Source organism: Streptomyces sp. cg36, assembly GCF_041080675.1.
In the GTDB taxonomy this organism is placed as follows: Bacteria; Actinomycetota; Actinomycetes; order Streptomycetales; family Streptomycetaceae; genus Streptomyces.
Map to the genome: position 1 here is coordinate 7,493,491 of NZ_CP163520.1, position 12,244 is coordinate 7,505,734.

Consider the following 12,244-nt stretch of genomic DNA (forward strand, 5'->3'; position numbering starts at 1 on the left):
CATCATAGTTCTTTCACCGGCATATGACTCCGAGTGACCCGGCCGGAGGGGCGTGCGGCAGGGGCCGGGCCGCACCCGCCCCTGCCTGCCCCGCATCAGGGCTTCGGCACCACCAACAGGTCCACCACATACGTCTCTTCGACCGTTCCGTCCGGGAAGAGCCCGCTCAGCAGCTCGCGCTCGGCCGCCAGGAACTCCCGCGTCCTGGCCTCGCCAAGGACCAGAAACGCCGAGTGGCTGGTGAGGTTCGCCAGATGCGTGTCGAGCGGGACCGTCCGGCTCCAGCGCAGCAGACGCCGGGTGAAGGGCAGCTCGGCCAGGCCCGCGAGGCGCCCCGCCCGGACGGTCTCGGGCCTCCGGCGGTCCTTGGGCCCGACGCCGCACCAGTGCGCGACGCGCGCGTCCTGCTCGTCGAGCCAGGCCACATCGGCGGCGGTGGTGTTCCACCACAGCGCGAGCGCGCCCCCGGGCCGCAGCACCCGCAGCGCCTCCGGCACGGAACGGCTGGTGTCGGTCCAGTGCCACGCCTGCGCGTAGGTGATCAGGTCGCAGGACAGATCGGCGAGGGGCAGCGCGTTGCCGTCGCCCCGGACGACCGGTACGTCGGGCAGGGCCCGCCGGAACTCGGCGATCATGCCGTCTCCGGGCTCCACGGCGACGACGTCGGCGCCGCGCTCGCGCAGCAGCGCGGTGCCGATGCCCGTTCCCGCGCCCACGTCGGCCACCCGGGCCCCCTTGAGGTGCCGCCCGAGCACCTCCTCGACGGCGAGGAGGACACCGGGCGGGTAGGAGGGGCGGTTCGCCGCGTACTGGGCGGCGGCGAGGTCGAAGGAGCGCGCGCGGGAGGCAGAGGTCATGACCCCATCCTGCCCCGCGCGCCCCCGGTGCGCGGCCCCGCACGCGGGAAGTGGGCGCCCGGCGCGGCCAGTTGGCGGCCGGTCAGCCCCGCCGCCCGCGGTCGAGGCGCTTCACGTGCGCGATGCCCTCCTGGTCGGCCGGGTCCTGGCTCGGGCCGGTGGCGAACCACGCGTCCAGGATCTCCCCGAGGGCGGCGGCCGAGGTCAGCCGCAGGCTCAGGGCCAGCACGTTGGCGTCGTTCCAGCGGCGGGCGCCCGCAGCCGTCGCGGCGTCCGCGCACAGCGCCGCGCGCGCGCCCGGCACCTTGTTGGCGGCGATGCTCGCGCCGGTGCCCGTCCAGCAGCACACCACCGCCTGGTCCGCCCGCCCCTCGGCCACGTCCCGCGCGGCGGCCTCCGCGCAGAACGCCCAGTCGGCCTTCTCCCCGGCGGCCAGCACGCCGTGCGGGACCACCTCGTATCCGCGCCGGTCCAGCTCCTCGACGAGTTGACGGGCCACCCCGTCGTCCGAGTCGGCGGAGACGGCGACGCGCAGCTGCGCGGCCATGGCATTTCCCCTTTCAGCGGGTGCGGCTGGTTTCCGCGGCTCGGGCCGACGGCGCCTCACAGCCATCCGTTGCGCTGCGCCTGCAACGCCATCTGGAACCGGTTCGCGGCGCCGAGCTGGGCCATCAGTATCTGGAGGCGGCGGAAGAAGGTGCGGCGGCTGACGCCCAGTTCGCGGGCGATGACCTCGTCGCTCGCCCCGCCCGCGAGCAGCCACAGCAGCCGGCGGTCGGCGGGCGCGAGACCGCCCGGGCGGGTGGTGGTGCCGTGGAAGGGGAGCGCGTTCTGCCAGGACTGCTCGAAGAGCGCCACCAGCGCGGACAGCAGCCCGCAGGGCTGCACCACCAGCATGGCGTTGTGCACGTCGGCCTCTTTGATCGACAGCGACACCAGGGCGTACGCCTCGTCGATGATCACCAGCTTGACCGGCACCGACGGCAGGACGCGGGCCTGCTCGCCCGCGTTGACGCACGGCTCGATGGCCTCCTCCAGATGGCCCGGGTACTCCAGCGACTCGCGCGAGTAGACGACCCGCTGCCGCACCCCGCGCGCCAGCGTGGCCAGCGCGTCCTGGGTGGCGCCGGGCAGCGGGAAGTACGGCGGCGACTCGAACTGGCGGATCTGCTCGCGGGCGCTCGTCCAGGCGTGCCGCATCCGGGGGCCGACCGCGTCGCCGGTGACGACCTCCACGAGATCGTCGTTGTACGCGGCGAGCCGACGGCGCCGGAACGACTCGAACGCGCCCCCGACCGCGATGCGCGACTCCTCGACCTCGGCCGCCCGGTGCCGGGCGAGGATCTCCAGCCCGGCGGCGGGCGGCACCGGAGCCACCACGTCGGCGCCGGCCGCCGCGGCGGCCAGACCGGCGTCCACCAGCACGCCGTACGCCTCGGTGAGCTCCGCGCCGCTCAGCCCGGCCGCGTCGGCGATCGCGCTGAGCGGGGCGGGCGCCAGGTCGAGCAGCGCGAGATAGGCGCGGGCGGCCGGGGGAGCGATGCCGAGCAGCCGCAGCGCCTCGCCGAGCTTCGCGTGCGTCATGGGCGCCGCTCCCCTTGCGTCATGGGCGTCTTCCCGTCATGGGCGCATTATCGCCGCGCGCGGACGGCCTGTCATGGCCGATCGGTGTCAGTGGCACTGTTCGGCCCCACGCGCCCGCGCCCGGGGATACCGTCCGGGTGCCGCCGGGAAACCGGTGGCCGCGAGGACGAGCGAACCGTACGGGGAGGGAAGGCCCGCCCGGACGGCGCCCGCCGTCCCCGTCGCCCAGGAACCCGCTCAGAGGAAGGCGCACACCGTGGCGAAAGGCCGAAAGAATGGTCTCTACTCAGGGATCTCCGAGGAACTGTCCGCGCTGATGCGGACGGGGTGGGCGGATACCGAGCGGCACGACCTGGCGCTCGACGAGCAGGCCCCGTACGCCGCCGCCCGCCGCGCCGCGCTCTCCGCGCGCTTCCCGGGCGAGCGCCTGGTGGTCCCGTCCGGCAACCTCAAGGTCCGCTCGAACGACGACACCTACCCGTTCCGGCCGCACTCGGCCTATGTGCACATGACCGGCGACCAGGCCCGGGACGGCGCGCTGGTCCTCGAACCGCGCGCGGACGGCGGCCACGACGCCTACTGCTACCAGCTGCCGCGCGACAGCCGGGACAGCGACGAGTTCTGGACCGGGTACACGGCCGAACTGTGGATGGGGCGCCGCCGCTCCCTCGCCGAGTCGGAGCTGGTGCTCGGACTGCCCTGCCGTGACGTCCGTACGATCGCCGCCGACCTCGCCGCCGGGTCCGGTGCGCCGACCCGGATCGTGCGCGGGGTCGACCCGGCGCTCGAAGCCGCCGTCGTCACCGACGAGGACCGCGACGACGAGCTGGAGGAGGCGCTGAGCGAGCTGCGCCTGGTCAAGGACGAGTGGGAGGTCGGCGAGGTGCGCAAGGCCGTGGACTCCACGGTGCGCGGCTTCACCGACGTCGTCGGCGAGCTGTCGCGGGCCGTCGCCTCCTCCGAGCGGTGGATCGAGGGCACGTTCTGGCGCCGGGCCCGGCTGGAGGGCAACGCCGTCGGCTACGGCACGATCTGCGCGGCGGGCGAGCACGCCACGATCATGCACTGGACGGCCAACGACGGCCCGGTGCGCCCGGGTGAGCTGCTGCTGCTCGACGCGGGCGTGGAGACCAACAGCCTCTACACCGCCGACGTCACCCGCACGCTGCCGATCAACGGCACCTTCACGCCCGTGCAGCGCGAGGTGTACGACGCGGTGTACGAGGCCCAGGAGGCGGGCATGGCGGCGGTGAAGCCGGGCGCCGCCTACCGGGACTTCCACGAGGCGTCCCAGCGCCATCTGGCGGCCCGGCTGGTCGGGTGGGGGTTCATCGAGGGCCCTGCCGAGCGCGCCTACGAGCTGGGCCTGCAGCGCCGCTTCACCATGGCGGGCACCGGCCACATGCTCGGCCTGGACGTCCACGACTGCGCGCACGCCCGGAACGAGGAGTACGTCGACGGCGTGCTGGAGCCGGGCATGGTCCTCACGGTCGAGCCCGGCCTCTACTTCCAGCCGGACGACCTGACCGTGCCCGAGGAGTGGCGCGGCATCGGCGTCCGCATCGAGGACGACCTGGTCGTGACGGCCGACGGCCACGAGAACCTGTCGGCTGGCCTGCCGCGTTCGGCCGACGAGGTCGAGGCGTGGCTGGCGCGCTTCGCCGGCTGAGTACGACCGGACGCGTCCGCTTCCGCCCCGCCGGTCTCGTCCGGCGGGGCCGGAACCGGCCCTCGGGCGACCGGTCTTGACCAGACGTGAACGCGGCCGACCTTGAACGGCCGCCGCCCGGCTGCGAAGTTGGGAACATGCGGATGAATGAGCGAGAGTCGACCGGCGAGCCGCGCGAGCCCCTCACGCCGGAAGCGGACGCGGCGGCCCGGGCCGACTTCGACCGGGCGGCGGCCGAGCGCGAGGCGGGGGACACCGACGCCGCCCGTGAGTCGTTCCTGCGCGCCGTCGCCTCGGGCCACCCCGACATCGGCCCGATGGCCCTCGCCAACCTGGCCGTGCTGGAGGCGGCGGCGGGCCGGGCGGCGCAGGCCCGTGCCGCGTTCGAGAGGGCGATCGCCACCGCGCACCCCGAGCACGCGCCCAAGTCCCTCTTCAACTACGCGCTGTTCCATGAGCGCGACGGCGATCTGACGCACGCCCGTGAGTTCTACCAGCGGGCCATCGACACCGGCCACCCCGAACACGCCCGCAAGGCGCTGCTCAACCTGGCCAACCTGGCCGCCCGCCAGGGTCGCCTCGGCGAGGCGACCGCGCTGTTCCTGCGGGCCATGGAGCCGCCGTTCCTCGGGGACACCGCCGTGCGGGCGCACCGGCGGCTGGTGGAGGTCGATCCCAGCCGGCTCGCCGACGCCCGCGAGGTGTATCTGCGGGCCATCAGGGGCGAGGACGAGGACACGGCCGCCCAGGCCCGCGACCTCCTCTACGACCTCGACCCCGGCCACAGCGTCCCGCCGCCCACCATCAGCCTGCGCGGGCGCCGGTTCGCCCTCACCGACATCGAGTCCGCCGAGTGGGCCACCGGGCGCAGGCCCGCCTACTCCAGCGGCCATCTGGACATCTACACCCACGACGGTGAACTGCACACGCTCTACATCGACCTCCGCGACCCGTACGACCGCCGCGCCTACGACTGGCTCCGCCAGCACCTCGGCGACGACACCCTTTAGGCGGTGTCCGGCCGCGGTCCGGTGAGCCGGGCGGACGTCCGGTACCGGTTTCGGCGAAGAGAGTCGATCGTGGGTGCTCCCTGGGTGAGGACCGTCGTGGCGGGCCCGGCGGTCTTCACCGTCACGGGCGGTGGGCGTGCCACTCGGGGGCCAGGACCGCCCACGTCTGCTCGTCGTGGCGGACGCCCTCGTAGGGCCAGCAGGCGCGCCGGACGCCTTCGAGGGTCATGCCGAGCCGCTTGGCGACGGCCGCGCTGCGGTCGTTGTCGGCCCGGCAGTGCCACTCGGCGCGGTGGATCCCGCGAGTGGTGAACGCCCACTCCAGCAGGGTGCGGCAGGCGTCGGTGACCAGGCCGTGGCCCTCGGCGGCGGGCTCCAGCCAGCAGCCGACCTCGCACGAGCCCGCGGCGGTACTGAACTCCGTGAACATCACGCCGCCGACCAGGGTCGCGCCCAGCCATATGCCGTAGAGGCGGGCGCCGTCGGCGGCCTGGCGCTCGGCGTACCGGCCCAGGGTGGCGCGCGCCCCGGCGACGTCGTCGGTGACGAACGCGGGCCCGACCCAGGGCCGGATGTGCTCGCGGGCCCGGTCCAGATGGGCGGCGAACTCCTCGGCGTGCCAGATCTCCAGCGGCCGGAGCCGGGCGTCGTCGCGCAGCGGGAGGGAGAACATGGTGACCTCATTCACATAACAAGCGTTACGGTTATGTACGGTAGCAGCATGCCACGTACCAAGGGCGACCACGAAGCCCGTCGCCGCGACGTCTCCGAGGCGGTCTGGCGGGTGCTCGCCGCGCACGGCTTCGGCGGGCTGACCCTGCGCGCCGTCGCCGCCGAACTGGGCGCGACCACCGGCCTGCTCACCCACTACTTCCCGGCCAAGCGCGACCTCGTCGCACACGCCCTCGAACTCCTCGACGAGCGCACCGCCGCCCGCCCCCGGCACGCCTTGGGATCCGGCCTGTCCGCCGTGCGGACCGCCCTGCTCAACGTCCTGCCGCTGACCGCCGAGGCCACCGTCAGCAGCCGGATCTGGGTGTCCTCCTGGGACGCCGCCCTCGCCGAACCCGCGCTCAGCGCCGAGTACGCCGTCAAGTACGGGCGTGGCCGCGACAAGCTGCGCGATCTGGTCGCCGCGGCCCAGGAGCTGGGCGAACTGCCGCCCGGAGACCCGGCACGCGCCGCCGCGGGCGCCCACTCCTTCGTGCTCGGCCTGGTGGTGCAGGCCCTGTTCGACCCGGGCCGGTTCCCGCCCGCCCACCAGACCGGGCTCCTCGACGACTATCTGGCGGGGCTGAGCGCCCGTCCCCACCTCTGAAGCGCCGGTCGAAGAGCGCGCCCGCCGCCGGACGTTCCACCGCGTCCGGCCCCGCACCACGGGCGCAATGACCCGCAGGGCTCCGGCGCGCCCGGCTCCCCGGCGCCCCGGTTGCTTCCACAGTGGAGCGGTGAGCGACATGACGGACGGCGGCGCGGCGGGTGCGGGCACGGGCGACGAGGTGGAGGAGCACCGCGCGGGCTGGTTCGAGCTCTTCTTCGACCTGGTCTTCGTGGTCACGGTCAGCGTGCTCGCGCACGGGCTGCACGGGGACCCGGGGCCGGGCGAGTTCGGGAAGTTCCTCGTGCTGTTCTTCCCCGCCTGGTGGGCGTGGGCCAACCTGACGGTCACCGTCAACCTCTTCGGCTCGGCCACGCCCCGCGTCCAGGCCATGCTGCTCGCCGCGATGCCCGCGCTCGGGCTGATGGCGGCGGCCTCCCCGGCGGGCCTGGGGGACCGGGCCTGGGCGTACGCGCTCGGGGCGGGGTGGGTGCGGCTGATGCTCTTCTTCATCTGGTTCCGCCACGCCCGCCGCCCCGGCAGCCCGCTGCCGCTGTGGCGACCGCTCCTGTACTGCCTGCTGCCCGCGGCGCTCTGGGCGGTGTCGGCCGCGGTGCCGGGGGCCGGGCGGTTCGTGGTGTGGGGGGTGGCGATCGTGCTGGAGGTGGTGCTGCTGGCCGTCCGCGCCGGACTCGGCACCGCTCCCTACGACCGGATGTCGGTGGAGCACCTGGTCGAGCGGATCGGCCTGTTCGTGGTCATCGTGCTCGGTGAGAGCGTCTTCACGGTGGTCGTCACCCTGGAGGCGCACTTCACGGCCGCCTCCGGCGTGGCCGCGCTGTTCGCCTTCGTGGCCGCCGCCGAACTCGCCCTGATCTTCTTCACCTGGGGCACCGGCAGCGCCGAACGCGGTCTGAGCCGCGCCCAGAGCGGCCGGGCGACCCGGGTCATGCGGGACACCGTGATGTACCTGCCGTTCGTCCTCGTCTGCGGCATCACCGTCGTCGCGGCGGCCTTCGGCACCGCGGTCGCCGAGCCCCACCACGTCCTTCCGGCCGGGGCGCGCTGGGCGCTGTGCGGCGGTGTCCTCGCGTTCTACAGCGCGAACGCCGCCATCTCCACGCGCTACGGCGACGGCGTACGCAATGTGCTGGGCTGGTACGTCCCCTGTCTGGTCCTCACCCCCGGCATGCTGCTGCCCGCCGCTCTGCTGCTGCCCGCCTGGGGCGCGGTGGCCTGTACGGCAGCGCTGGTGCTCCTGCTGGCCAAGCTGTCGAAGTGGCGGCTGAGGGGGCGCGTCGACCTGTGGCCCTGACGGGGGCCCAGACTGAGGCCCCCTTCGGAGTGGATCGTCGCTGCCTATGATCGGCCGATGAACGCCACCGCCGTACTCGCGGCCCCCGCCACCGTGGCCGCGCCCGCGCTCGTACTGCGCCCCTGGCGCGCCGACGACATCCCCGAACTCATCGAGGCGTACCGGGATCCCGCGCTGCGGCGCGGGGCGAGCGGCCCGCTGGAGAGCGAGGACGACGTGCGCCGGTGGCTGCGGTTCCAGGAGCGGGGATGGGCGGCGGGCGACCGGTTCGGCTTCGCCGTCCTCGAATCCGGCGACGGCACGGACCCGAGCGGGCCGCTCCGGCTGGTCGGCAATGTGTCGCTCCGGGAAGTCGCCCCCGGCCGGGCGGCGGCCGAGGTCGGCTACTGGACGCACGCGGCGGCCCGTGGACGGGCGGTCGCGCCCCGCGCGCTGGGAGCGCTCACCGACTGGGCGTTCGCCACCTTCCGGGCAGGCGGACTGGAACGGCTCGAACTCCTCCACCAGGAGGACAACCACGCGTCCTGCCGCGTCGCGCACAAGAGCGGCTACGCCTTCGAACGCGTGCTGCCCGCATCGCCGCCGCGGTTCCCGCTCGACGGGCACCTCCACGTCCGGCACGCGCCCGCCTGACCCCGGACGGGCCGGGTGCGGGGGCCCGGCGTGCGGACCCCCGCGCGCGTCCCGGCCGCGCTAGGCGCGCAGGAAGCCGTCCCCGTGCGTCGCGATGTGCGCTTCGAGGGCGGTGAGCGCCTGCTGCGTGGCATCCGGGCCGCCGGCTCCGCGCCGCTCCGCGTAGTAGGCCGCCCCGAGCTTCTTCAGCAGATCGTTCCCCGCCCGCTGCGCCTGGACCTCGTCGACCTTCTGCTTGCCCTGGTTGAGGGCGGACTGGGCCTGTTCCTTGGCCCGGTCGAGGAATCCTGCCATGACAACCTCCGAGTCTCGGTGTGTGATGACCATTCTGCGCGGTCGGGGAACGGGCCGGGGCGGGGCGCGCCGCGTCCCGGTGCCGCCCGCCTGCCCGGACGGCGTCCTTCGAACCGGTGACGGCCCGTGTCCGGGCCGCCGCGCCGCCGTTGGCCCGGGCATGAGCACCCGTCCGCGCCGCCGCGCCGCCTTCCTGCTGTCCGCCCTCCTCCTCGCCGCGAGTACCACGGCCGGGACCGCCGCACACGCGGCGCCCGTCCGGCCCGGCGGGTACGTCGCGCTGGGCGACTCCTACTCCTCCGGCCTCGGCGCCCGCTCCTACGACTCCGGCAGCGGGGAGTGCCGGCGCAGCGCCCGCGCGTACCCGGCGCTGTGGGCGGACGCCCACCGGGACCGTACGTTCGCCTTCACCGCCTGCTCGGGCGCGACCACCAAGGACGTGGCCGAAGGCCAGCTGGCGCCCCTCGACGGCCGGACGGCACTGGTCAGCGTCACCGCCGGGGCCAACGACGCCGGATTCGCCGAGGTGATGACGACCTGTGTGCTCAGCGGCGACCAGGGGTGCGCGCGGCGCATCGACACGGCACGCAAGTACATCGAGGGCCCGCTGGCGAAGGACCTGGACCGGATGTACGACGCGATCCGCGGGCACGCGCCCGCCGCCCGGGTGGTGGTGCTGGGCTACCCCCATCTGTTCACCGTGCCGGGCGGCTGCGCGGGGGGCCTGAGCGACACCAAGCGGGCAGCGGTCAACGCGGCCGTCGACGCCGTGGACAAGGTCACGGCCGAGCGCGCCGCGCGCCACGGGTTCGTGTTCGCGGACGTGCGGAACCGCTTCGCCGGCCACGGCATCTGCGGCTCCGCGCCGTGGATCCGCTCGATCACCTTCCCGGTGGACGAGTCCTACCACCCCGACGCCACCGGCCAGGGCAAGGGCTACTTCCCCGAGTTCACGGCGACCGCCCGCCCGTGAGCGGCCGGGCCCACGGCCGCCGGGGGAGCGGACACGGCGCCCGCGGCGCGTGTCGACCCCGGCGGCCGTGGCCGACGGGCCTACTCCTCCTCGAAGTAGGCGTTGAGCACCTCTTCGAGCTGCTCGGACCACTGGTCCAGGCCCGCCCGGTCCTGGGCCTGCACATCGGTGCGGAACCAGCGGGGCCGGGGCAGGTGCACGGTGATGGTGAACCGCTTGGCCCAGCGCGAGGTCGCGTACTCGACGGCGCTGAGCTCCTCCCACGCGAAGTCGGCCTCCTCGCCGTCCAGCCGGAGCCGGATGCCCTTGTGGTCGGCGGTGATGGAGCCCCGCCGGTCGGCCGCCTCGAAGGTGGGCCCTCCCTCGGGCGCGGGGCGCTCGTCGGCGGGCTCGGCGGCGTCGGCGGCCTCGGCGTCCGCCGGGGCCGGGCCGGGCTCGTCGGCCGCCGCCTCCACCACCACCTCGGGTTCCGGCTCGACCGGAACGGCCTCGGCCGCGGGCGCCGCCGGAGAGGGCATCAGCCCCGGGATGTACGCCGGGTTCAGCGCGGCGGTGTTCAAGGGAGTGTGCTCGTCATTTTTTCGCTGGTCCACGGCGCGAAGTATGTCGAACGAGGCTGTGTGAGAGCCATAAGGGGTCGGCCATCGTGGCCCGGCTCCGCCCGCGCCGCCGTTCACCGGCCGTTCCCGGCCGCCCAGATCCGGCGCGACCCCCGGGACGGGAGCCGTCCGTCGGCGAGGACGCGCCGGAGCCAGCGGGTCCGGGTCTCGCGGGCCTCCCGGCTGAGCCGGGCCCGGGGCGCGAGGGTGTCGAAGCCGTGGAACGCGCCGGGCCACACATGGAGTTCGGCCTGTCCGCCGGACCGCCACAGGGCGTGGGCGTAGGCGACGGTCTCGTCGCGGAAGGTCTCGGCGGAACCGACGTCGAGATAGGCGGGCGGCAGCCCGGCCAGATCGGTGGCGCGGGCGGGGGCCGCGTGGGCGGGCAGGTCCGGGGCGCCGTATCGGTCGCCCAGCAGCGCCTGCCAGGCCGTCGCGTTGGAGGTGCGGTCCCAGGTGTCCCGGCCCGCCATCTGACGGCTGGAGACGGTGTCGCCCCGGTCGTCGAGCATCGGGCACAGCAGGAGTTGCGCGAGGGGCTCCGGGCCGCCCCGGTCGCGGGTGAGCAGGGCGAGCGCGGCGGCGAGCCCGCCGCCCGCGCTCTTTCCGCCGACGACGATGCGCCGCGGGTCGACGCCCAGCGCGGGCGCGTGCTCGGCCGCCCACACCAGTGCGGCGTAACAGTCCTCCAGCGGACCGGGGTAGCGCGTCCCGGGCGCCAGCCGGTACTCGACGGAGACGACCGCCAGGCCCAGGGGCTCGGACCACTCGCGCAGCAGCCGTGGAAGCACGGAGTGCGCGTTGCCCGAAATCATGCCGCCGCCGTGCAGGTAGTACAGCAGGGGCAGCGGCCCGGCAGCGCCGGCGGGCCGGGCGCTCACGACCGTGACGTCCGGATCGCCCGCCGCGCCCGGTACCCGCACCTCCTCCACCTGGAAGCGGCCGTCGGCCCGCAGGTCCCGCAGACTCGGCCTGGGCCGGACGGCTGCGTCCCGCGCCTGCCGGGCCGCCAGGTTCCCGGGGGTGTACGGCTCGGTCGCCGCGGGCCCCGCCGCGGCCAGCGCCGCGGCCAGTTCGGGGTCGAGAGCGGGCGCCCCGGCGACGTCGGCGTCCGTCGGCCCGTCCCCGCCGTCGGCAGCCGCTCGCCCGTGATCCATGAGGGGTAGTCAACCACCGCTCGACGGCGGTCACTACAGCGCCATCGCGCCGCCCACCAGCGCGAGCAGCCCCACATACGCCCAGGCGTGGGCGCGCTCGGGTATGCGCGGCGGGCGGCGCCGCAGCAGGGCGATGACCGGCAGCGCGCCCAGGAGCAGCGCCGAGGCCGCGCGCACGTCGACGAGCCCCACGAGGTGCGCCCCGGCGTGCGGGGCGGCGGGGAGCCCGGCGGCGAGCAGGGACACCGCCGTGGCGGGGAGCGCGATGGCGAAGGTGAGCGGGTTGGCCAGGGCGGTCGCCACCCGCATCGGGTGCCCGGCCCGGCGCAGCGCGGGCACGGTCATGACGCTGCCGCCCACCCCGAGGAAGGCCGCGACGGCGCCCACCGGCGCGCCCAGCGCGGCGGGCAGCGGGCGCGGGGCGACGGCCGCTTCCCCGGCGCGGCGGTGCGCACGCAGGAATCCGGGGCGCAGCACCAGGTCGGCGAGGGTCACGGTCACGTACGCGACGAACGCCCAGCGGGTGGGACCTGCGGGGGCGAGACGGGTGGCGAGCGCACCGGCACCCGCTCCGGCCGCCAGCAGGAGCAGCAGCGGGCCGCTGCCGCGCAGCGCGAGAAGGACCCGCCTGGGCGTGACGGCCGTGGCGAACCCCGCGTTCACCACCATCACGAGCGCGGAGGTGGCGGTGGCCACGCGCAGCGCGTCCGGGCCGAGCACGGCGTCCGCCCACACCACGACCGGGACCGCGACGAAACCGCCGCCGAAGCCGAACAGCACGGTCGTCACCCCGGTGAGGAGCCCGATCCCGGTCAACATCACGACAACGTTCATG

General features: G+C 75.0%; 14 protein-coding genes. 6 read left to right on the plus strand and 8 right to left on the minus strand.

All coding sequences use genetic code 11. The features are described from left to right. Window positions 1-95: 95 nt before the first annotated feature. From AB5J87_RS33095 to AB5J87_RS33105, 3 genes are all read right to left on the minus strand, one after another. Entirely contained in the window at window positions 96-857 is a 762-nt protein-coding gene (locus AB5J87_RS33095; RefSeq protein ID WP_369382233.1) for a class I SAM-dependent methyltransferase, read from the minus strand. An 82-nt stretch (window positions 858-939) separates the two neighbouring features. Beyond that, the gene (locus tag AB5J87_RS33100; protein WP_369383745.1) at window positions 940-1,392 is read right to left on the minus strand and encodes an RpiB/LacA/LacB family sugar-phosphate isomerase; all 453 of its coding nucleotides are present in this window, start codon (window positions 1,390-1,392) and stop codon (window positions 940-942) included. Between the two features lie 68 nt (window positions 1,393-1,460). Beyond that, window positions 1,461-2,441 (minus strand): LuxR family transcriptional regulator, encoded by a 981-nt coding sequence (locus tag AB5J87_RS33105; RefSeq protein ID WP_369382235.1) that lies wholly within the window; start codon window positions 2,439-2,441, stop codon window positions 1,461-1,463. Window positions 2,442-2,697: 256 nt separating this feature from the next. On the opposite strand from AB5J87_RS33105, the gene AB5J87_RS33110 reads away from it, so the two are divergent. Together AB5J87_RS33110 and AB5J87_RS33115 are read left to right on the plus strand one after the other, a co-directional pair. Next, window positions 2,698-4,110 carry an aminopeptidase P family protein gene (locus AB5J87_RS33110; RefSeq protein WP_369382237.1) on the plus strand — a complete coding sequence of 471 codons (1,413 nt, stop codon included), beginning with the start codon at window positions 2,698-2,700 and terminating at the stop codon, window positions 4,108-4,110. Between the two features lie 143 nt (window positions 4,111-4,253). After that, entirely contained in the window at window positions 4,254-5,120 is an 867-nt protein-coding gene (locus tag AB5J87_RS33115; protein ID WP_369382240.1) for a tetratricopeptide repeat protein, read from the plus strand. A gap of 121 nt (window positions 5,121-5,241) precedes the next feature. Here AB5J87_RS33115 and AB5J87_RS33120 read toward each other — a convergent pair whose 3' ends face one another. Beyond that, complete coding sequence (locus AB5J87_RS33120; protein ID WP_369383746.1) at window positions 5,242-5,793, minus strand: GNAT family N-acetyltransferase; 552 nt, start codon at window positions 5,791-5,793, stop codon at window positions 5,242-5,244. Between the two features lie 48 nt (window positions 5,794-5,841). Here AB5J87_RS33120 and AB5J87_RS33125 point away from each other — a divergent pair, with 48 nt between their 5' ends. The 3 genes from AB5J87_RS33125 (at window position 5,842) to AB5J87_RS33135 (ending at window position 8,386) form a co-directional block, all read left to right on the plus strand. Further along, entirely contained in the window at window positions 5,842-6,438 is a 597-nt protein-coding gene (locus AB5J87_RS33125) for a TetR/AcrR family transcriptional regulator (RefSeq protein WP_369382242.1), read from the plus strand. Window positions 6,439-6,577: 139 nt separating this feature from the next. Next, a complete protein-coding gene (locus tag AB5J87_RS33130) occupies window positions 6,578-7,753 on the plus strand; it encodes a low temperature requirement protein A (protein WP_369383747.1) in 1,176 nt (391 codons plus the stop codon). A 57-nt stretch (window positions 7,754-7,810) separates the two neighbouring features. Next, window positions 7,811-8,386, plus strand: coding sequence for a GNAT family N-acetyltransferase (locus tag AB5J87_RS33135; RefSeq protein WP_369382243.1), 576 nt, complete (start codon window positions 7,811-7,813; stop codon window positions 8,384-8,386). A 60-nt stretch (window positions 8,387-8,446) separates the two neighbouring features. On the opposite strand, the gene AB5J87_RS33140 is transcribed toward AB5J87_RS33135, so the two are convergent. Then, window positions 8,447-8,680, minus strand: a complete 234-nt coding sequence (locus AB5J87_RS33140; protein ID WP_369382246.1) for a hypothetical protein — start codon at window positions 8,678-8,680, stop codon at window positions 8,447-8,449. A gap of 160 nt (window positions 8,681-8,840) precedes the next feature. Between AB5J87_RS33140 and AB5J87_RS33145 the strand changes: the two genes are divergently transcribed. After that, window positions 8,841-9,653, plus strand: coding sequence for an SGNH/GDSL hydrolase family protein (locus AB5J87_RS33145; protein ID WP_369382248.1), 813 nt, complete (start codon window positions 8,841-8,843; stop codon window positions 9,651-9,653). A gap of 80 nt (window positions 9,654-9,733) precedes the next feature. Here the strand turns inward: AB5J87_RS33145 and AB5J87_RS33150 are convergent, their stop codons facing one another. From AB5J87_RS33150 to AB5J87_RS33160, 3 genes are all read right to left on the minus strand, one after another. Then, window positions 9,734-10,246 carry a hypothetical protein gene (locus AB5J87_RS33150; protein WP_369382250.1) on the minus strand — a complete coding sequence of 171 codons (513 nt, stop codon included), beginning with the start codon at window positions 10,244-10,246 and terminating at the stop codon, window positions 9,734-9,736. A gap of 80 nt (window positions 10,247-10,326) precedes the next feature. Beyond that, window positions 10,327-11,409, minus strand: coding sequence for an alpha/beta hydrolase (locus AB5J87_RS33155; RefSeq protein ID WP_369382253.1), 1,083 nt, complete (start codon window positions 11,407-11,409; stop codon window positions 10,327-10,329). A 33-nt stretch (window positions 11,410-11,442) separates the two neighbouring features. Next, the gene (locus tag AB5J87_RS33160) at window positions 11,443-12,243 is read right to left on the minus strand and encodes a TSUP family transporter (RefSeq protein WP_369382255.1); all 801 of its coding nucleotides are present in this window, start codon (window positions 12,241-12,243) and stop codon (window positions 11,443-11,445) included. Window position 12,244 lies beyond the last annotated feature (1 nt).

Excerpts from the sequence above, each read along its gene's own strand:
- AB5J87_RS33125 (WP_369382242.1), top strand. The coding sequence starts at position 5,842 with ATGCCACGTACCAAGGGCGACCACGAAGCCCGTCGCCGCGACGTCTCC.
- AB5J87_RS33095 (WP_369382233.1), bottom strand. The coding sequence starts at position 857 with ATGACCTCTGCCTCCCGCGCGCGCTCCTTCGACCTCGCCGCCGCCCAG.
- AB5J87_RS33160 (WP_369382255.1), bottom strand. The coding sequence starts at position 12,243 with ATGAACGTTGTCGTGATGTTGACCGGGATCGGGCTCCTCACCGGGGTG.
- AB5J87_RS33130 (WP_369383747.1), top strand. The coding sequence starts at position 6,578 with ATGACGGACGGCGGCGCGGCGGGTGCGGGCACGGGCGACGAGGTGGAG.
- AB5J87_RS33135 (WP_369382243.1), top strand. The coding sequence starts at position 7,811 with ATGAACGCCACCGCCGTACTCGCGGCCCCCGCCACCGTGGCCGCGCCC.
- AB5J87_RS33120 (WP_369383746.1), bottom strand. The coding sequence starts at position 5,793 with ATGTTCTCCCTCCCGCTGCGCGACGACGCCCGGCTCCGGCCGCTGGAG.
- AB5J87_RS33140 (WP_369382246.1), bottom strand. The coding sequence starts at position 8,680 with ATGGCAGGATTCCTCGACCGGGCCAAGGAACAGGCCCAGTCCGCCCTC.
- AB5J87_RS33145 (WP_369382248.1), top strand. The coding sequence starts at position 8,841 with ATGAGCACCCGTCCGCGCCGCCGCGCCGCCTTCCTGCTGTCCGCCCTC.
- AB5J87_RS33115 (WP_369382240.1), top strand. The coding sequence starts at position 4,254 with ATGAATGAGCGAGAGTCGACCGGCGAGCCGCGCGAGCCCCTCACGCCG.
- AB5J87_RS33155 (WP_369382253.1), bottom strand. The coding sequence starts at position 11,409 with ATGGATCACGGGCGAGCGGCTGCCGACGGCGGGGACGGGCCGACGGAC.
- AB5J87_RS33105 (WP_369382235.1), bottom strand. The coding sequence starts at position 2,441 with ATGACGCACGCGAAGCTCGGCGAGGCGCTGCGGCTGCTCGGCATCGCT.